A 20171-nucleotide genomic window follows, 5' to 3' on the forward strand; every position below is an offset into this window, starting at 1 on the left:
GCCATGAATCCCAATAAATTAACACCTGGATACAACATCATGTGGGAATCAAGCCGAATGATGCTCCCAGAGCACCGTGAACAGCTGCTTGCTCAAAAACGGAAGAAAAAAGAATACACGCCTCCTCCGCTGAGCACTGATCAGCTAGAGGAAATGAATTTTTTGATCACACAGTCGATTACAGAGGACCAAGCGATTTGCGTGACATATGCTGCAGCAGGTATGAAACAGCAGTTTTGGGGCTGGGTGAAAGCCATTCATTATGAAACGCAGCGCATCAAAATCGTCAATGATGAAGATGTTCTCCACCTGTCCTTGCAGCAAATTGCCGCGATTGATCTTAATTAAATGGTCTTTAAGTGATCGTACGAATCAGCAGATCTAAAAGACATAGAAGCATCGGCAGAAAAAACATGCTCTCCAAAAATTTGCGGGCTATTCGGAGCTCCTCTGTCATATGGCGGATGTCCCCTCCATCAAATTGTGTATTTAATTTGCACAATTTTTCATGTATGATTGGAACATCTTAACACTCAGGGGAGAAACAGCATGAAAAATAATTTACGTACTTTACATCCACTTAGTTGGACGATCATCATCGGCACCATATTCGGCCGAATGGCGACGTCCATGAGCATTCCTTTTTTGGCCGTTTATTTGACACAAGTCAAAGGGGCTTCAGCTTCTTCAGCTGGGTTAATCATTGCCGTCAGCTCCCTTATTGGGATCGTTGCGAGTTTTTACGGCGGCTATGTTTCTGACCGAATCGGCAGAAAAAAAGTCATGCTTCTATCCATCTTTGGCTGGTCATTTGTCTTTGTTGGCTTTGCGTTTGCAGATGCCATTTGGGTCTTCTTCCTCATGAACGCTTTAAATGGACTGTGCCGGGCACTGTTTGAACCGACGTCTAAGGCACTCTTATCTGATGTCACCCCATCAAGTATTCGGTTATTTGTTTTTAATTTACGGTATACGGCCATTAATATTGGTGTAATCTTCGGCCCGCTGCTTGGCTTATATCTCGGATCATCGAAAACAACGTTTCCATTTCTTGTCGCTGCCTTCATTTATTTGTTATACGGATTAACACTGGCCTGGCAATTTCAAAAACATCCAGTTGCTGCTCCAGAAAGCACGAAACAAATCAGCGTCAAAAAAGCCCTTTCCATTATTCAAAAAGATACGGTCTTCAGCATCATCCTCATCGGCGTTACCTTATGTTCGTTCGGGTATTCGCATTTAAGCTCAACACTGCCTCAATACTTATCAGCGTCACCTATGATTGAGGATGGTCCTAAACTGTTTGGATATCTTTTGTCTTTAAATGCAGTGGTTGTCATTGTCGTACAATACCCGCTCATCATGATTGCGAAGCGCTACTCCACCATTTTGTCGCTGACCACTGGGAATATTCTCCTTGCCGGCAGTTTGTTTGCCATTGCTTTTTCACAAAGTCTCGGCATGCTTGCTTTCATCATTGTCGTGTTTACGATTGGCGAGGTTCTGCTTTTTGCGATGATGGATCTTTTTGTAGACAATATTGCAAAGCCTGAAGTGAAGGGATCTTACTTTGGTGCGATGGGATTTTCTCAGCTCGGCAGCGTCATCGGACCATTTGTCGGCGGACTGTGCATTGACTATTTTGGCGCAGCCCATCCCCTCTCCATTTTTACGGTCTTGTCGATGATCACCATTGCAGGCGTTCCATTCTTACTCATAGGATATTACCGTTTAAAAAAGCGATCGGCGGCGGCCGTAGCTGTTAAAGTAAGTGGAGATCATTAAAAAAAACCGCTCTCTCGTTTGAGCGGTTTTTTCTTTATACCCGGCGGATGGCGATCTCTTCCACCTTGTGCTGATCACCTTTTTTCAAAATGAGATCAGCTCGATATTTTGTCGGCAAAATATTTTGATATAAATTAGGCCGATTCACGGTATTCCAAATCGTGCTTGCCATCTGATCTGCCTCTTCATCCGTCAAATCTTTATATTGATGAAAGAAGGATTCAGGGTCTTGGAAGGCTGTTTCCCTTAGCAAACGAAACCGTTCTTTATACCATGATTGAATTTGCGTTTCAGCGGCGTCTACATAAATCGAAAAATCAAAGAAATCTGATACAAACACACGCGGTTCATCCTTCAGATCATCCAGCGCTGGTGATTGGAGCACATTAATTCCTTCAATAATGACAATATCTGCATCCTCTACTGTTTCATACACTCCTTCTAGCCGATCATAGGTCAGATGCGAATATACCGGGGCATGCACAGTTTGTTTACCTGATTTTAATTCATTTAAAAAAGACAGCAGGGCTTTGACATCGTAGCTTTCTGGAAATCCCTTCTTTTCCATCAGCCCTCGATCCTTTAATTCTTTTTGAGGATATAAAAAGCCATCTGTTGTCACAAGACTTACCTTCAGCCCATCTCCAAGTCTCGATAAAAGCGTTTCAATGATACGAGCCGTTGTGCTTTTCCCGACAGCTACACTTCCAGCAATCCCAATTAAAAAGGGAATTTTGGCATGATGCGGGTAGTTTAAAAAGGCATTCACATGCTGGTTTTTTTGTTTTTCTGCAAAGACATGTAATGTCAGAAAACGAATAAGCGGTATGTAAATATCTCGAACTTCTTCGAGCGATAAATAGTCATTTAGCCCTTGCAGCGCTCTCGCTTCCTCTTCTGAAACAGATACCGGCATATATTCTCCAAGAGCGGCCCAGGCCTCTCTCGTATGGCGCGTGTATAACGTATTAAAATCTAGTCGCGTGTCACTCAAAGTCTTTCCCACCAATCTTCACTAAACTCGTAACCCAAAAAGACGATAATCCGATTGTAGCTTAAAATGAAGGCGCTGTCTTTATTTTTCAACTAAAGTTTGCTTCTTTTGCAAAAAAAAGCATTAAAAAAAGGGATATGAGGGTAAATAAGAGTATTCAGTACGATAGATAGAAGGGAGCACACCAAATGAAATATGTGATGATTGGCGGAGATGCAGCAGGAATGAGCTGCGCTATGCAAATATATAGAGAGGATCCAAATGCACACATTGTCGCTTTTGAGAAAGGAGAGATTTTCTCATATGGACAGTGTGGACTCCCCTACTTGATCGGCGGTCTCATTGATCATCACAGAAAGCTGATCGCACGCAGTGCTGAAACTTTTCGTGAGAAATATGGAATTGACGCCAGATGCTTACACGAAGTGACCTCCATTGACCCAGAGCAAAAAACAGTGTCGGGTCATCATACGAAAACAAAAGAACCCTTTACAGAAAGCTACGACCGCCTCTTAATTGCGACAGGAGCAAGCCCTGTCACACTGGATTTAGACACTCAGCCATTAGAAGGCGTACACGTATTAAAAACCATCCCGCATGCGCTGTCCATTTTGAACCATTTAAAAAAGGACATCACACATGTCACCATCATTGGCGGTGGATATATCGGCCTTGAAATGGCTGAAAATTTAAAAGCGCTCGGAAAAAACGTACATATCATTCAGCGGGGAGCAGCACTCGGCCCGGGCTTTGACTCCGATATGGCAAAATATCTTAAAGACGAGGCTGACGCCAAGGGTATTCACGTATCACTTGGAGAAACAGTGCAGCAATTAGAAGGCAAGTCACATGTCACAGCTGTTATCACAGACAAACAAACCATTCAAACAGATATGGTCATCACGGCCATCGGTGTCACTCCGCAAACCTCCTTTTTACATCATACCGGTATCAAGCGTCTTCAAAATGGCGCTATTGCAGTAAATCAATACATGCAAACCAATATAAAAGACATTTATGCTGCTGGTGATTGCGCGGCGACCTATCACCGCATCAAAAAATCACTGGATTATATTCCGCTTGGCACAACTGCGAATAAACAAGGGAGAATCGCAGGCTTTCATATGACAGGAACAAACCGGGCGTTTCAAGGCGTGACTGGAACAGCCATCATGAAATTTATGGACGTGACAGCGGGAAGAACAGGCTTATCAGAAAAAGAAGCAAAAGAAGCGGACATTCCTTTCTCCGTGATCACCATTGATAGTACGGATCACGCAGGGTATTACCCAGATACGCAGAAAATGAAAGTGAAACTAATCTACAGAAGCGATGACCATACCTTGCTTGGTGCCCAAATCATCGGCAGAAACGGTGTAGATAAACGGATAGATATCGTGGCGGCTGCCCTTTACCAAGAGCTGACTATAACAGATCTTGAAGATTTAGATATTAGCTATGCACCGCCCTTTAACAGTGTATGGGACCCGCTTCAGCAAGCGGCAAGACGGATATAGAAAGTGGCGCAATGAAGCCTTATCAAAAAAAGAAACCAGTTCAAAACCGGTTTCTTTTTTGTTACTTTTTCATCAACGCTTTGCGTGCTGCTTTTTCAAATAAAAATGGGAATAACTGATACAATTTGCTGCCAGCGTTCATCCACCCGGGTAGATTAATCTCTCTCTTTTTCGTCATCATGGCAGATACGACTTTACCTGCCACCTTGTCCGCACTCAGCATCATAAAATCAACGTTCTTCACATATTCACCGCTGCGGTCAGCGATGGTAAAGAAATCTGTTGCAATCGGTCCTGGATTGACTGTTGTCACGTGAATGCCTGAGTCTGCCAGTTCCATTCTGAGGCTGTTTGAAAATCCAAGAACGGCATGCTTTGATGCGGAATAAATGGCTGATTTTGGCGTCGCAACCTTTCCTGCCTGGGATGCAATATTGATAATATGTCCCTGCCCTCTTTGCTTCATCTCAGGGATGACCTTTTTCGTGCAGGCGATTAAACCAAACACATTCACCTCAAACATCGACACCATTTCTTCGATGGACGCATCTTCGACGAGATCGAATACACCAAAGCCGGCATTGTTGACCAAAATATCGACCGGCCCCACTTCTTCATACGCGCGATCAATGTCCTCAAGCTGACTGACATCAAGCTGAGCGATGTGACACACACCGCCAGCGCTCACAATTTTTTCTTTCACATCTGTAAGCTTTTCTGTTCGTCTTGCTGAAATTATGATTTCTGCGCCTTCTTCTGCTGCCAAGTACGCCATTTTTTCACCAATGCCCCCAGATGCGCCTGTAATCCAAATTCTTTTTCCTGTCAATCGCCCCATGCGTTTCACTCCTTAGTTTGCCCTGTAATAGACGATTCCGTCTTTTTCTAATTCTTCAATTTGACCAGCCGCTAAGAGCACATCAAGCTGACCGACTGTCTCTGACATCGTTAAAAATAAGGCCTCTTCATATAGCACTGGAAATAGCTTACGGCAAAGATGAAAGGCTGTCATTTCTTTTTGTTTGAGCAGCTGATACATTGTGTTTGCCCGTTTTTCTTGTTTCTTAAATCTTTCTTCGATCAATTCATGGTGAGCCGTGATGAGCTGACCGTGTCCCGGATAAATCGTCTTGATTGGCAGACGCAATAACCGATTAAGTGATGCTTTATATTGAAGCAGTGATTTTTGACGTTCCTCACCTTCATACGGTGCTTCCATTAACGGATTTGAGGAAATGGTCGTCAAAAGCAGGTCGCCGCCAATAAAATTCCCCGTTCTTTCGTCTAGAAAGGAAAGGTGAGACTGTGCGTGTCCGGGTGTTTCCATCACAAAGAAGTGTTCATGCCCGCTTAAACGATCACCTTCTTTTATGACCTCATCTACATGTGAAGTACAAGAATATGTATAAGATTGCTTCACCATTTTTTCACACTCATTTTGTCGAAGCGGCACACCTAACTGCTGAAAAAAAGGAACCATAAAGTCCACTTGGTGCTGCTTAAACACTGGATCCTGACTAATATACGGCTCATTTAGCTGGTGTCCGATCACACGGACATAAGGTTTCATCAAATTCAATAGACCGACATGATCTGCATGATGATGGGTCAGCACCACTTGATCAATATCGTCTATCGATAAACGATGTTCCTTTAGTTGCGTGACAAAGGCACGCTCTGCCTCTTCTGTCATCGGCCCGCAATCTACTAAGGTTACGGCCTCTCCTTTTAATACATATGCATGCACATCCCCAACGGCAAACGGCGTCGGGATGGATAATTGAATGATGTCTTCTTTCACTTTTATATGTCATCTCCTGCTTTTTGACTCATGATTGTGGGACTCAGTCTTCTTACTTCATTGTATCTTGCAAAAGGCAGACTGTCATGCGGTTTAGATGGGCAATTTTTTTAACTGCCCCTATTGACATAAACTTGTCCATCGTTGCATAATGAACAACAAATATATGATGCGCGATGACAAGGATTAGTAAGCAAAATAATGATGCAAGAGAGTGAGGTCCGCCGGCTGTAAGACTTCACCATCCTCTTATTTGCTGAACCTGCCCTTTGAGCTGTTAGGCAAACCTAAACGTTTCCCGCGTTAAGGGACTAGAGCTGAGTATGCATGTTTGCATGCTAATTGAGGGTGGTACCGCGAAAAACCTTTCGTCCTTTTCAGGCGAGAGGTTTTTTTATTTTCTACAAGGAGGCACAGCTTATGAGTAAAATTGGATTTATCGGTGCAGGCTCGATGGCAGAGTCTATGATCAAAGGTTTATTAAAAAGCGGCATGATGTCGAATGAAGATATCATTGTCACAAACAAAACGAATGAAAAACGATTAGAGGAATTACAGGCCCGATATGGGGTCAAAACGGATTTCGCTCGGTCCTTTATTTATAAAGAAGCAGATATTCTCGTATTTGCCTTAAAACCGAAGGATGCAGAAAGCGGAATTTCTGAAGTCCAGCCCCATTTACATGGACAGCTGATCATTTCTATTTTAGCGGGTATTTCCATTGAAACGATTCAACACTACGCTGGCGGAAAGAGTGCAGTCGTTCGTGCGATGCCAAATACATCAGCGGCAATTCAGCAGTCAGCAACAGGTATTGCCGTAAGTCAAGAAGTGACTGAGGAGCAAAAGAAAAAGGCTGTCGAGCTGTTTGAAACAATCGGGCATGTCACCGTATTAGATGAGTCGCAGCTAAATGCGGTGACAGCCATCGCAGGCAGCGGCCCTGCCTTCATTTATCATTTGATAGAAGGAATGGAGCGAGGTGCTTCGGAACTTGGAATGGACCAAGCAACTGCGAAATTACTCATTTGCCAAATGATTGCAGGCGCCGCCAATATGCTTCAAGACAGCGGAAAAGAACCTGCCGAACTGCGCAAAGAAATCACAAGTGAAGGCGGAACAACAGAAGCCGGTCTGAACACACTGGCTGCCTATCAATTTGAAGAAGCTGTTGTCGATTGTGTCAAAACAGCCACTAAACGCGCAGCAGAATTAAACGAAATGTTTTCAGCAAGCACGTATAAATGAATTTGAAAAGCACCTGTTTTGATGACAGGTGCTTTTTCACTGCCTCATTGACATGATGGCTTTGATTTGATCCAGATGATGTTGTTCATGTAAAGCGATGGTTTCAGCTAATATTTGAACGGTCATCAGTCCTTCTTCCGGATGCAGGCCTGATTGTTCCCATATATCTTTTTCTAATAGCCGAAGCGTGTTGTATCTTCTCTCTTTCATCCGTTTGATCAATGCTTTGATCTCCTCTGCGTTATACCATTCATACGCTCTATCTTTCACATACATTTCAGGATCATACGATTGAAAGGGCGTTTGATCATCTGATATCGCCTGCTCTATCCGCTCTGACCAGACTTCTTCTGTGTCATACAAATGCCCGGCGAGCTGCTTGATTGACCACTTCCCCTCCCCCAAAGATTGATCCAGTGTGTAATCATCACAAGCCTTCACTAGCTTCTCTAGTTCACTCATACTTTCCTGAAGCGATGTGATGATGTCTGTTTTTGTTAATTTCCCAGTTTCCATTTAATGTTCTTACCCCCTTCAAATAAATGTAAGTCTTCATCAATATCATACTCTATTTATCTAAGTGGAAAGATCGTTTATTTAAAAATAGAAGCCCTATCATCAAGATAGAGCTCTTCACACATCTACTTACTTTTTCTCTAATAAAGCATGAATCGTTGATTCTAGTAATTCTGGCAAAATGCCAAAAGAGAACGGGACGTGCAGCCGTTCTGTCCATTTGTGCGGGTCCTTTCCTAATGGACCCACGTTGATGACTGGAACGTAAAGGGCTTCCTTTTCTCCTTGCGGTAAAGAATAGCCCTTTTGGTAAAGCGGCATATTGGTCGTGTAATGACCTACCTCCTGCTTTTCGAGCTGTAAGTAACTTAAATCAGACAATCCCGGGAAATATTTCACTTCCTCTACTTCAAGTCCGTACACCTCTTTTGCCTCTTCTTGAATCTTCTTGAATGTCTTCTGAATATGCGGATCTTCTGTTGAGGACACAGAAGGGTAAAATGGCGGACTATAAAATAGAACAATCAGCGGTCCTTCTTCCTTACAAAGCGTCGTCAGCTCCGAGACAATTTTCGTTGAAAAATCACGATCTCCAAGCTCACCCCGGTTGGCAAAGGCATAGTTGACAATGCGCTCAACCTCCTGTTCACCAGAGCGTTCTGCGGCCTTTTGATACAGCTCGTGATACGTGAGTACCGTAACCCGGGTGTCAATTGGTGTAAAGTGTTTGAATCGCTGAAAGTCAGCTGTTTTTTGCTGAAGATTGGCCTCGATTTGGTCTGCTGCTTGCTTCGCAGTATCATAGAGAAGGCCGTGCAGTTCTTCACTTGAACGTTTCATCATGAGCACATTAAATAAAGATACGGCTGTGTGAGGTGTTTGAACGGAATAGGCTTCTTTCAAGTCCTTTTGCATTAAGTTCGTTGGGGGCGGAGTTACTTCACCATCTACTTCCTCACAATAATCACTATTGAGCTCTAACAGCCGGTTTAGTTCAGATACCATAAAATTCGCATTTAAACCTGAGAATGGCTCTCCTACATGCGTTTCAATCCCTTTACAGAAAAATCCGGCTAATACCTTTCCTATACTGCCTGTATACATATAATGATGTTCATCCCCTGGATACTTTTCAAACATGGGCTCACTGTTTAAACACGCGGTATAGTCAAGGTCATGCTTTTCTTTAAGCTCCTTTAGTTTCGGGACAGCCTCAAGCATTCCTTGTGAATTCACTTCTTCATCAGGAACTGTGACGAGCAGGACATTTCCATCAAATGTTTCTGTCATCGCTCTTTCCAGCATAGAAAGCTGTACGGTGAGACCTGCTTTCATATCCATGGCCCCTCTTCCAAACAGCCAGTCGCCTGAAGCAAGATCCTCTCTTACCCTCTTTGGAAGAAGCGCACTTTTTTGCGAAAAGGATGCCATTAACTCTTCAGGCTTGCATGCCATGTTTTGAAATTCGCCATAATCTTCTGTATCAACTACATCAAAGTGACTAAGAAGCAGCACGGTACGCCGCAGCGTACTGCGCTTCACAAGTGCCGTTAAATAATACCGGCCATCTTTCATCGGATGCAAAGCCAAATGATCAGGGTTCTGCTCAAAATAAGGCCGTTCCCTTAGCAAATAATATAAGTATTCCGCTAACGCGACTTCTCCTGTTGTACCTGATATGCTTTCATATTGCATAAGAGCTGTCAGGAGCTCCTTTAGTTCACTCTCTGTTTGCCATTTCATCCGTTCTCCCCCTTTGATGTCTCTATCTCTCCATTATACAAAAACGTGTATAAAAGCTATATTCTTTGAGCACCTTTTATGACGAAAGTTTGAATGGCTGTTATAATCGGCTATACAATTCCATGAGGAGGCGAAGATATTTGGAAACAAAACTCTTTTCACCTTGGACATTAAAAGGTGTTACACTGAAAAACCGCATCGTGATGTCCCCGATGTGTATGTATTCATCTTATGACCGTGATGGGAAATTACAGCCTTTCCACTTCACACATTATATTTCCCGTGCACAAGGTCAGGCTGGCCTCATCATGGTGGAAGCAAGTGCTGTATCTCCTGAGGGAAGAATTAGTGATCAAGACCTCGGTATTTGGAGCGATGAGCACATTGAAGGTTTCGCTTCATTAAACGAACAAATCAAAGCATACGGAACGAAGACAGCCATCCAGCTAGCCCATGCAGGACGTAAAGCTGAACTCGATGGGGACATCCTTGCACCATCAAGCATTCCATTTGATGAAACATCTAAAACCCCTGTCGAGATGTCTGTTGATCAAATCAAAGATACCGTTCAGGCGTTTCAGGATGCAGCTGTACGGGCAAAAAAAGCAGGATTTGACATCATTGAAATTCATGGTGCACATGGCTATTTGATTAATGAATTTCTTTCACCGCTGGCGAACCACCGAACAGACGACTATGGCGGTTCACCAGAAAACCGCTATCGTTTCTTAAGAGAAGTCGTAGACGCAGTCAACGCCGTATGGGACGGACCTTTATTTGTCCGTGTGTCGGCTTCTGATTACACAACAAAAGGACTTGATATTGCAGATTATATTGGGATTGCCACTTGGCTCAAAGAGCAAGGTGTCGACTTAATTGATGTCAGCTCAGGTGCTGTCGTACAGGCGAAAATCAACACATTCCCCGGCTACCAAGTAACATTCGCAGAGAAAATAAAAGAAGGGGCCGGCATTCAAACAGCTGCTGTCGGTCTGATCACATCTGGTGTACAGGCAGAGGAGATTTTACAAAATCAGCGTGCGGATTTGATCTTTATTGGCAGAGAATTTTTACGGGATCCATACTTCCCGAAAACAGCTGCTCAAGAGCTCCGTACATCCATCGAAAGCCCGCGTCAATATGATCGCGCTTGGTAAAAGCTCTTAGGAAAAAAGGTGTCTATTTTTCGAAATAGGCATCTTTTTTGTTTTTAAGAGAAACATATCTGCCTTTTGTGCCGTCTTTTAGCTAAAGAACCACTTAGAGGAGATGGAAGAATGAATTCGGCAATGATTGAAAAAATGTATCATATAGATGGACACCATTTTTATACAAAACATCGTCAAGGTAAAAGGCAAGCCACGATTATCTTTGAAGCTGGCTACGGCATTTCTAGTGATACGTGGTCGAATATGGCCCGTGATATTGACCCAGAGCTTGGGGTTTTCTTATACGACCGTTTAGGAAATGGAAAGAGCAGTGAGAGCGGTGAAGGAAGAACCTTGCATGACCTCGCTGATGATTTAGATGCGCTGCTGAAAGAAGCCAATATTCAGCCGCCATTTCTCATCGTCGCTCACTCATTCGGCTCTCTTGTCAGCCGGCTATGGGCAAGCCGAAGAGGAGATGATGTCATCGGCATGGTGCTGCTAGACCCAGCAAGTGAGGAACAAGAGCAGGTGATCCTGCCGCTTTTATCAAAGGAAGAACGCACTTCATATATGGCGCAATTTACAGCAGAATGTACGCATGAGGACTTTCAGCAAATGTTAAGCACAATCAAAGAGGAGCAAACCCATTATGGGATGATGCCGCTTCTTGTCATTTCATCAGGTAAGAGCCGATTGTTTCATCCAGCGCATGAAGCTTGGCTCAGACTTCATAAACGCATGCTGTCTTTGTCATCCCAAAGCGGATGGATTCAAGCGCAGAACAGCTCGCACTATATTCATCATGATGAACCGCATATTGTACAGCTTGCCATCTATGATGTATGGTGCGCAGCCAAACAACCTGTCTCCTATTATCAAACTGCTAATTAAAACGAAAAACTCCTTGACCCATTATGAGTCAAGGAGTTTCTTTTATTTATGCCGTTGGAGCAGATTGACTTTTTTCTGAAAGCAGCTTTTCAATGCTGACAAGCTGAACACATAATGTAAAGATGTCAATCGCTTGCTCTAGTTCTTCAAGAGCCGGGAATGTTGGTGCAATGCGAATGTTACGATCAAGCGGATCTTTTCCATATGGATATGTTGCACCTGCACCTGTCATTGTGACACCTGCTTCTTTAGCTTTTTGCACAACCGCTTTTGCACAATGATCAAGTGTATTTAAACTAATGAAATATCCGCCATTTGGCTTGTGCCATTCAGCGATATCTTTTCCGCCAAGTTTTTCGTCAAGAATGGAAAGAACGAGGTCAAATTTTGGCTTAATGATCGCTGCATGCTTTTTCATATGTTCCTTCAAACCTTCTGGATTCTGGAAGAAACGAAGATGTCTTAGTTGATTGATTTTGTCCGGTCCGATCGTTTGAATCGATAATTGCTTTTGAGTAAAGCTCACATTGTCCGGGCTAGATGCCATCAGTGCAACACCTGAGCCTGGGAATGTAATTTTAGACGTAGACGCAAACATAAACACACGGTTCGGGTATCCTGCCTCTTCAACTGCTTGAAAAATATCTTTTAACGTGTCAGGTGTATCCGTTAGATGGTGGACTGCATATGCATCATCCCAAAAAATGCGGAAGTCGTCTGCTTTTGTTTTCATTGAAGCTAAGCGGTCAACGACTTCATCTGAATACGTAATGCCGTCTGGATTGCTATATTTCGGTACACACCAAATGCCTTTAATCGCTTCATCTTCTGCGACCAATTTTTCTACCTGATCCATATCAGGTCCATCAGCCTTCATATCGATCGTGATCATCTCTATGTTAAATAGCTCACAAATGGCAAAATGACGGTCATACCCTGGGCTTGGTGCAAGGAATTTTACCTTTGGCAGCTCTCCCCAAGGTGTTTTGCTGTCACATACGCCGTGAGTCATCGCACGTGCAATGGTATCATGCATCATATTCAGGCTTGAGTTACCGCCGATGATGATTTGTTCTGGCTTTAAATTAAGAACATCTGCAAAAAATTTCTTCGTTTCAGGAAGGCCTGTCAAGCCGCCATAGTTTCGCACATCTGTGCCATCTTCAGCTGTCATTGCATCCTTTGATGTCACAACATCGAGCATGCCCATAGACAAATCGAGCTGTTTTGGTGAAGGCTTCCCTCTAGACATGTCTAAGTGCAAGTTTTTACTTTTGTAAGTTTCATACTCATTTTGTAGTGCCACATATAGGTCATTCAATTCTGCTTCACTTAATGCTGTAAAACCGCTCATCTTTGATTGTGCCTCCCGTATTCTTCATAGTTTGATTCGTCATTTGTTTTTTCTTCACCATTTTACCACTACCTGAAAAAGAGCGTCATCATAAATATCAAAAAAATCACACAACTTTTTTTGACGATTCATCCAATTTTTACAGGGTGCGTTCAATGGGGAAAGAAGAGAAATCATGTGCAGCTTCTGTCAGCGGGAATATATCGCGGGCTTCTTTCAACAGTTGTTTCAGTGCCTCTTCTCCTTGGTAACGTGCACTTATATGGGTCAAAATGAGCCTTTTTGCGCCTGCTTCCTCTGCTGTTTTCGCTGCTTGTTCTGTTGTGCTGTGATAATAATTGTAGGCTAAATCTGCATCTTCTTTACCGAATGTTGCTTCATGGACTAACACATCCGCATTTTTGGCAAGCCTTGTTATATTCTCGCACAAACGGGTATCTCCTGAAAATGCAACGATTCTCCCTTTTTTAGGGGGTTCTAAATAATCGGTTCCATCGATGGTTCTTCCATCTTCGAGTGTCACGGTTTCCCCATTTTTCAACTTCTGATACAAAGGTCCAGGTTTTACACCGATTTCTTTTAGGTCTTCGGCTTTTAATGAACCAGGCAGATCTTTTTCCACAACCCGATAGCCGAAAGCTGGAATCCCGTGAGAGACTCTTCTTGCTTCTACTTGAAAGGTATCATCTTCAAATACGATCCCTTCTTCTATTTCTATGATATGCAGCGGATATGTCAAATGCGTTTGCGAGGCTGAAAGTGATGCGTTTACAAAGGCCTTGATGCCCTTTGGTCCATAGATCGTCAATTCATCCTCCCCGCCTTGAAAGGATCTGCTGCCAAGGAGTCCCGGTAGACCATATACATGATCACCGTGCATATGAGTGATAAATATTTTCTCGATCTTTCTCGGTTTAATCGTTGTATGTAAGATTTGGTGCTGTGTTGCTTCTCCGCAATCAAAAAGCCACACTGCATTTCGTTCTTCTAAAAGCTTTAGCGCTGTGCAAGTGACGTTTCTTGTTTTTGCAGGAATGCCTGCACCTGTTCCTAAAAAGAGCAGTTCCATTACTTTTCCTCCTAAAGCCGGTATACAATATCTTCATTCATATAGAATACATGAAGACAAGGTAAATGTGAATTCAGCGGAATTTTTGAAAAAAGTGAAACGAGAGCAGAAAAAGTCGAATCAAATGTTTGCTTTACGAACAATGAACCTTTAAAATAAAGAAAATGTACATACATTCTCGGTTTTTACAACAATGCTACGAATAAAGTGAGGTACTTCTCGTGAATACAGAAACTAACAACCCTAAAGCAGTCATTGTCATTTTTGGCGCAACAGGAGACCTTGCCAAACGCAAGCTCTACCCTTCTATACATAGACTTTATCATAGCGGAAAGCTCGGTGATCAATTCGCTGTTGTTGGAGTTGGACGCCGTCCGTGGTCTCATGAGGACCTCAGATCTGTGGTAAAGGAATCTGTTTCTTCTGATGATGCAGAAGCGAAAACAGAAGAGTTCATTTCACATTTCTATTATCACGATTTTGACGTATCAAGCCCTGCTTCCTATCAATCACTTAACACGCTTCTAACAGGCCTTGAAGATACGTACAGTATTCCAAATAACCGCATGTTCTATTTAGCTATGGCACCGGAATTCTTCGGAACGATTGCGAAGTTCCTAAAGAGTGAGGGCGTATCAGAAACAACCGGCTGGTCACGACTTGTCATTGAAAAGCCATTTGGGCATGATCTGCCAAGTGCGAAAACATTAAATGAAGAAATTCGTGATGCATTCACAGAAGATCAAATTTATCGTATTGACCACTATCTTGGTAAACAAATGGTTCAAAACATTGAGGTTATCCGTTTTGCGAATGCCATCTTTGAACCGCTTTGGACAAACCGCTATATCTCAAACATTCAAATAACATCCAGTGAATCATTGGGGGTTGAAGACCGGGCTCGATATTACGAAAATTCTGGTGCACTAAGAGATATGGTCCAAAACCATATGCTTCAAATGGTTGCCCTTTTAGCAATGGAGCCGCCAATTAAACTGAATACAGAGGAAATCCGCAGCGAAAAACGGAAAGTATTGCGCGCTCTTCGTCCTTTCTCTAAAGATGAGGTCGATCAATTCTTTGTCCGCGGACAGTATGATACGGGTACGATTGATGGCAGCGAGGTTCCTTCTTATCTGAAAGAGCAAAATGTTGACCCGAACTCAAACACAGAAACATTTGTGGCTGGGAAATTGCTGATTGATAACTTTAGATGGGCCGGGGTGCCATTTTACATTCGGACAGGAAAACGGTTAGAAAAGAAATCTACTCAAATCGTGGTTCAATTTAAAGACATTCCAATGAACCTGTACTATGGTAACGGAAATGCCATGCATCCAAACCTACTTGTCATTCATATTCAGCCAGATGAAGGCATCACCCTTCACCTGAATGCTCGCAAGCTGGATGGCGGCACGTATGCGAAACCGATTAAACTCGACTACCAGACAAACTATAATGACATCATGAATACACCAGAAGCATATGAAAAACTGATTCATGACTGCTTACTAGGCGATGCAACAAACTTTGCTCACTGGGATGAAGTAGCACTTTCTTGGAACTTCGTTGATCCGATTTCTGAGAAATGGGCAGAAAACAAAACATTAAAACCAAACTATCCTGCTGGTTCTATGGGACCGAAAGAAGCTGATGAGCTTCTAGAAAAAGATGGATATCATTGGTGGAATATATAAAATCAAATAAAAAAAGAGCAGTCTCCCTCGGGGGTTCTGCTCTTTTTTTAACGTCCTGTTTTCGTGATTTCAACCGTTGAAAAGTCAAATTTATCATAGCGATGATGGCTAAACGAATATTCAAATGGCTGCCCTGCGTTTAAATAAGCAACCTGCTCGACTTCAAGCACAGGATCTGTTGGGTCACACCCTAAATACTGCTGATCCAGCTGATCTGATTTAGCCGCTCTAATTTTCTTGTGCGCTCCTGCTATTTTTAAATGAAGCTCATTTGAAATATAGCCATAGATAGAACCAAGTAGAACTTCTTCATCTATGCCCTTAATGAGATTGACAGGCATAAACGTTTTTTCTAATACATAAGGCTCTTCATCCACAAGACGGAGCCGGATGATATCATAAACAGGTGTGGTTGAGTCAATAGATAGATGGGCTGCCACCTCTTCGCTTGGAAAATGGACATCAAAGTGAATGATTTGAGTCGTGACGTTTTTATCCGCCATGACTTTTGTGAACCCTTTATTTTCATGGCCTGATACATTGATGGCCCCTTGATTGAGCGCTGCCTTCACAATAAATGTACCGTGGCCTCTTTTTCTAAAGAGCAGACCTTCTGCAACGAGAAGATCAAGCGCACGCTTCATCGTCATTCTGCTGCATTGAAATTCAGCGGCAAGCGAGTTTTCATCTGGAATGGGTTGATCTTCTGGATAATATGCTGTTCCTATTCGTTTTCTGATTTCTTCTGAAATGAGTTCGTACTTCTTCATCTCACACCACCAACTGACTTGTTTTTTCATAGCGCCTTATTTCAAGAAGGAATATGGCGTTTTTTAGCCTTCTTCTCATTCTACACTAAGGGATGTGAGCTTAAAAGATGCCAGCCATTTTTGTTTCATCCACTTACCGTCACATAAGAAAAATACTTGCCCTTTTCAAGGAAAGAGCAAGTATTTTGATTAAAAACCGTTATTCTTTGAAACTGATTGAAACCAGTATCCACTCTTCTTAATCGTTCGTTTCCCGTCTTTTTGAAGATCAACTGAGACAAATCCATAACGATTTTTATATGCATTCGACCAGGACCAGTTGTCCATAAATGTCCACAGATGATAACCTTTCACATTGCTTCCTTCTTGAATGGCTTGATGCACCCATTTGAGATGCTCAGATATAAAGTCAATACGGTAATCGTCATGAATCATTCCTTCTTCATCCTTAAACCGCTCTTCTCCTTCGACACCCATACCATTTTCAGAAATAAAGCATTCGATATTATCATAGTCTGTCTGCACTTTTTTCAATATATCGTAAATGCCCTTTTCATAGATTTCCCAGCCTCGATACACATTCATTTTTCTTCCCGGCATTTCAAAAGAATCAAAATAATGGTTCGGCATGAATGGTGCTTGAGGATGCGGCATATGCTCTTTCGCTTTCACTCTTCTTGGCTGATAATAGTTGATGCCTAGAAGATCAATCGTATTCTCTTGAATCAGCTCAAGGTCCCCTTCTTCCATACTTGGCATAAAGCCTTCTTTCTTTAAGACTTCTACTAGTTTTTCCGGGAAATGTCCTTTCACCGCAGGATCTAAGAAGGAGCGGTTAAAGAAAGCATCGGCCATCTCAGCTGCTTCTACATCGCGCGGATTCTGGCTTCGCGGATACGAAGGGGTCAGGTTTAAGATGATGCCAATCTTACCGTCTTGCTGCATCTCTTTATAAGCCGCAATCGCCTTCGCATTTGATAAAAGTTCATGAAAACCGACCTGCACAGCCTTTTGGAAATCGACTTCGTTTGGATAATGAAAGCTATACATATATCCGCCTTCTACAGGTACAATCGGTTCGTTATGGGTAAACCATTTTTTCACCCGGTCACCAAATAATTGGAAGCATAATGTCGCATAGCTGACATAATCGTCGACCACCTGTCTGTTCACCCAGCCGCCTTTCTCCTGCAGCGCCATTGGCATATCGAAATGGTATAGGTTCACAAATGGCTCGATATCATGTGCAATCAGTTCATTGATTACATCATTATAAAAGGACACCGCTTCTTCATTGACGGCACCTGTTCCTTCAGGTAAAAGGCGTGACCATGAAATCGACAGCCGAAATGAATTGTGGCCAATTTCTTTCATTAGACGGATATCTTCTTTATATTTTCGATAAAATTGAGATGTCACGTTCGGCCCTACGCCATCAAAAAAACGAGTCGGCTCTTGTTCAAACCAATGATCCCAAATGTTCGGTCCCTTTCCATCACCAGGGACGCTCCCTTCCGTTTGCGTCGCAGAAGCAGAAGATCCCCACCAGAAACCTTCTGGAAATGTATATGATTGCTTGTTAGTTTCCATCGACATGTATTGAGTCTCCTTCACCTTTGATGTTTGCTGCCTTCGTATTTTCTGTTGTCGTTATTTTTTCATTTTTCACATTCATCCGGTCTATAAATTTCAGGAACGGGAACCAAATGACAAACACAATCATCAGGTTAAACAACTGAAGCAGACCGCCAGCTAGTGAATTTGTCGCCATCATTCCGCTAATAAAGATCGGTACTGTCCACGGGATATTCACGCCTGTAGGCGGCGGTACAATGCCTGATGCCATCGCAAAATAAGTAATACATGTAATGACCATTGGCGCCAAAATCCACGGAATCAGAATAAGCGGATTCATGACAATTGGTAAACCGAAGATAATCGGTTCATTGACGTTAAATAAGCCTGGTCCTAAGCCTAGCTTGGCTACTTGTTTTAATTGCTTACTTTTCAGGAAAATTAAAATGGTAAACACAACAGCAAGCGTCATACCGGTTCCACCCATTCCAACCGTATAGATTTCAATAAACTGCTTGCTGATGATATTAGGAACCTCACCTGTTTTTGTATAGCTCTCTAGGTTTTGAATGGATAATGTATTCCAAATCGGATCCATGACAGAGTTGATAATAATTTGGCCGTGAAGCCCAAAGAACCAAAGAATTTGTATAAAGAAAACAGCGATTAACGTCGGAATGATACCGCTTCCAAGACCGACAAGTGGCGCCTGAATTGCATGATAAATCAGATCATGCATATTTGTTTTGAAGCCTTGTGTAATGATGATATTAATTAATAAAAAGGTTGTAAGTGTCAAAGTAGCCGGGATCAGTGCAGCAAAAGACTTGGAAACAGCTGGCGGAACCCCTTGCGGCATATTGATCACAAATTTCTTCTGGACAAAATAACGATAAATTTCAGCAGATAAAAAGCCTGTGATCATTCCTAAGAACATCCCCTTAGCACCTAAACGATCGACTGGGATGACGCCTGCAATCGTTGCACCGCCTTCTTGTTCTAGTAAAAACGGAGTTAGAAGCAAGAAAGAGGCTAAAGCAATCACGCCGCCAAAGACAGCTTCTACATCATAGCTTTTTGATAAATAGTAGCCAATCCCAAATACAACAAACACACTCATAATGCTGATGGTCGCACTCGGTGCGATATTCAGTGCAGACTGGACGCCTTCCAGTACGGTTTTACTCATGATTTTATCTAAAAATGGCAAATTCATCAGCACAACCATAATGGAACCAAAGATGGTGAGCGGGAACGCAAGCATAAAGGCATCCCTTAATACGCCTAAATAGCGGTTGTTGTTCAATCTCCCAGCAATCGGAACCAAAATGGCACTTATTTTATCAAACATTGGTTTCCCCCCTTGTTTACACCCTTTATTGTTTCAGCGATTGGAATATCGGCAGGAGCTCTCCCACAAGCTCCTTGATGGTAATGGTCGACATTAAGTGATCTTCGGCGTGCATGAGCAGTAAGGAAAAGGATGTTGTTTCTCCTCCTGCCTCCTTCTGCACGAGTTGAAAATGGATGTCATGTGCATGCCGTAAATCTTCTTCCGCTTCTTTCATGAGACCAAAAGCCTTTTCTTCTAGACCTTCTCGATATTGTTTAAGAGCCTCGAGCAATTTGCTGCGTGCATTCCCGCTGTGTAAGATCAATTGAAAGCTGACTTGTTCCTCCGTGAGCCCTTCGAGTGTTTTCTTTTCCATCCTTTAAGATTCCCCCATCAGTGTAAGTGCCTGTTCATACGCTTTTTGTCCATCGGCAAGCCCGTATGCCTGCATATCAATGACCTCTACCTCAATCCCGTATTTTTTTGCTTCTTTTTGAAGGTCTCCTTTTAAAAAGCTCATTTGCGGTCCGATTAACACAACATCCGCATTCGCCATTTCTTTTCTCGCTTGATCTTGCCCAACTGCCCAAATTTCTGCTTCGTCCCCAATTGAATCGGCATGTGCTTTCATCTTTGTCACTAGTAAACTCGTAGACATTCCTGAACTGCATGCTAATAAAATACGTTTCATTTCTCTCACCCCATCGTTGTAATAAAAGCGCTTCCA

19 protein-coding genes and 1 other annotated feature are annotated in these 20171 nt (G+C 42.7%); of the genes, 7 read left to right on the plus strand and 12 right to left on the minus strand.

The annotated features are described in order from the left end of the window. Positions 1–3: 3 nt before the first annotated feature. Positions 4–348 (plus strand): YolD-like family protein, encoded by a 345-nt coding sequence (locus tag AC3WTB_RS11890; RefSeq protein ID WP_492333764.1) that lies wholly within the window; start codon positions 4–6, stop codon positions 346–348. 201 nt (positions 349–549) lie between these two features. Further along, a complete protein-coding gene (locus tag AC3WTB_RS11895) occupies positions 550–1785 on the plus strand; it encodes an MDR family MFS transporter (RefSeq protein ID WP_039179728.1) in 1236 nt (411 codons plus the stop codon). 34 nt (positions 1786–1819) lie between these two features. Here the strand turns inward: AC3WTB_RS11895 and coaA are convergent, their stop codons facing one another. Further along, a complete protein-coding gene (gene coaA, locus AC3WTB_RS11900; protein ID WP_024428044.1) occupies positions 1820–2779 on the minus strand; it encodes a type I pantothenate kinase in 960 nt (319 codons plus the stop codon). A 188-nt stretch (positions 2780–2967) separates the two neighbouring features. Here coaA and AC3WTB_RS11905 point away from each other — a divergent pair, with 188 nt between their 5' ends. Beyond that, the gene (locus AC3WTB_RS11905) at positions 2968–4296 is read left to right on the plus strand and encodes a CoA-disulfide reductase (protein ID WP_492333765.1); all 1329 of its coding nucleotides are present in this window, start codon (positions 2968–2970) and stop codon (positions 4294–4296) included. 61 nt (positions 4297–4357) lie between these two features. Here AC3WTB_RS11905 and AC3WTB_RS11910 read toward each other — a convergent pair whose 3' ends face one another. Then, a complete protein-coding gene (locus AC3WTB_RS11910) occupies positions 4358–5134 on the minus strand; it encodes an SDR family NAD(P)-dependent oxidoreductase (RefSeq protein ID WP_039179737.1) in 777 nt (258 codons plus the stop codon). Positions 5135–5146: 12 nt separating this feature from the next. Further along, positions 5147–6097, minus strand: a complete 951-nt coding sequence (locus tag AC3WTB_RS11915) for an MBL fold metallo-hydrolase (RefSeq protein WP_268465749.1) — start codon at positions 6095–6097, stop codon at positions 5147–5149. 167 nt (positions 6098–6264) lie between these two features. Next, positions 6265–6476: a binding site (T-box leader), on the plus strand. Positions 6477–6517: 41 nt separating this feature from the next. Here AC3WTB_RS11915 and proC point away from each other — a divergent pair. Continuing rightward, positions 6518–7345: a pyrroline-5-carboxylate reductase gene (gene proC / locus AC3WTB_RS11920; protein ID WP_410558836.1), complete on the plus strand. Its 828-nt coding sequence runs from the start codon at positions 6518–6520 to the stop codon at positions 7343–7345. A gap of 36 nt (positions 7346–7381) precedes the next feature. Here the strand turns inward: proC and AC3WTB_RS11925 are convergent, their stop codons facing one another. Together AC3WTB_RS11925 and AC3WTB_RS11930 are read right to left on the minus strand one after the other, a co-directional pair. Further along, on the minus strand, positions 7382–7861 hold the full coding sequence (locus AC3WTB_RS11925) for a DinB family protein (RefSeq protein WP_492333766.1): 480 nt from the start codon (positions 7859–7861) through the stop codon (positions 7382–7384). 129 nt (positions 7862–7990) lie between these two features. Next, positions 7991–9604 carry a M20/M25/M40 family metallo-hydrolase gene (locus AC3WTB_RS11930; protein ID WP_126681622.1) on the minus strand — a complete coding sequence of 538 codons (1614 nt, stop codon included), beginning with the start codon at positions 9602–9604 and terminating at the stop codon, positions 7991–7993. 140 nt (positions 9605–9744) lie between these two features. On the opposite strand from AC3WTB_RS11930, the gene namA reads away from it, so the two are divergent. Both namA and AC3WTB_RS11940 read left to right on the plus strand, forming a co-directional pair. Continuing rightward, positions 9745–10761, plus strand: a complete 1017-nt coding sequence (gene namA, locus AC3WTB_RS11935; RefSeq protein ID WP_080708051.1) for an NADPH dehydrogenase NamA — start codon at positions 9745–9747, stop codon at positions 10759–10761. Positions 10762–10881: 120 nt separating this feature from the next. Next, positions 10882–11646, plus strand: a complete 765-nt coding sequence (locus tag AC3WTB_RS11940) for an alpha/beta fold hydrolase (protein ID WP_024422899.1) — start codon at positions 10882–10884, stop codon at positions 11644–11646. A gap of 46 nt (positions 11647–11692) precedes the next feature. Here AC3WTB_RS11940 and AC3WTB_RS11945 read toward each other — a convergent pair whose 3' ends face one another. Then, entirely contained in the window at positions 11693–13000 is a 1308-nt protein-coding gene (locus AC3WTB_RS11945) for an aspartate aminotransferase type Ic (RefSeq protein WP_099663348.1), read from the minus strand. A 139-nt stretch (positions 13001–13139) separates the two neighbouring features. After that, entirely contained in the window at positions 13140–14069 is a 930-nt protein-coding gene (rnz, locus tag AC3WTB_RS11950) for a ribonuclease Z (RefSeq protein ID WP_492030968.1), read from the minus strand. A gap of 221 nt (positions 14070–14290) precedes the next feature. Here rnz and zwf point away from each other — a divergent pair, with 221 nt between their 5' ends. Further along, complete coding sequence (zwf, locus tag AC3WTB_RS11955; RefSeq protein ID WP_047202253.1) at positions 14291–15766, plus strand: glucose-6-phosphate dehydrogenase; 1476 nt, start codon at positions 14291–14293, stop codon at positions 15764–15766. A gap of 47 nt (positions 15767–15813) precedes the next feature. Here the strand turns inward: zwf and AC3WTB_RS11960 are convergent, their stop codons facing one another. From AC3WTB_RS11960 to AC3WTB_RS11980, 5 genes are all read right to left on the minus strand, one after another. Then, a complete protein-coding gene (locus tag AC3WTB_RS11960) occupies positions 15814–16536 on the minus strand; it encodes a GntR family transcriptional regulator (protein WP_024428032.1) in 723 nt (240 codons plus the stop codon). 189 nt (positions 16537–16725) lie between these two features. Further along, complete coding sequence (locus AC3WTB_RS11965; protein ID WP_058838006.1) at positions 16726–18132, minus strand: glycoside hydrolase family 1 protein; 1407 nt, start codon at positions 18130–18132, stop codon at positions 16726–16728. After that, positions 18116–19462, minus strand: a complete 1347-nt coding sequence (gene celB / locus AC3WTB_RS11970) for a PTS cellobiose transporter subunit IIC (RefSeq protein ID WP_039179764.1) — start codon at positions 19460–19462, stop codon at positions 18116–18118. The genes AC3WTB_RS11965 and celB overlap by 17 nt, the downstream gene beginning before the upstream one ends. A gap of 25 nt (positions 19463–19487) precedes the next feature. After that, positions 19488–19820, minus strand: a complete 333-nt coding sequence (locus AC3WTB_RS11975; protein ID WP_039179767.1) for a PTS sugar transporter subunit IIA — start codon at positions 19818–19820, stop codon at positions 19488–19490. A 3-nt stretch (positions 19821–19823) separates the two neighbouring features. Continuing rightward, positions 19824–20135, minus strand: a complete 312-nt coding sequence (locus AC3WTB_RS11980; RefSeq protein ID WP_041086064.1) for a PTS sugar transporter subunit IIB — start codon at positions 20133–20135, stop codon at positions 19824–19826. Positions 20136–20171 lie beyond the last annotated feature (36 nt).

The organism is Bacillus sp. EB106-04-04-XG123, assembly GCF_058791855.1.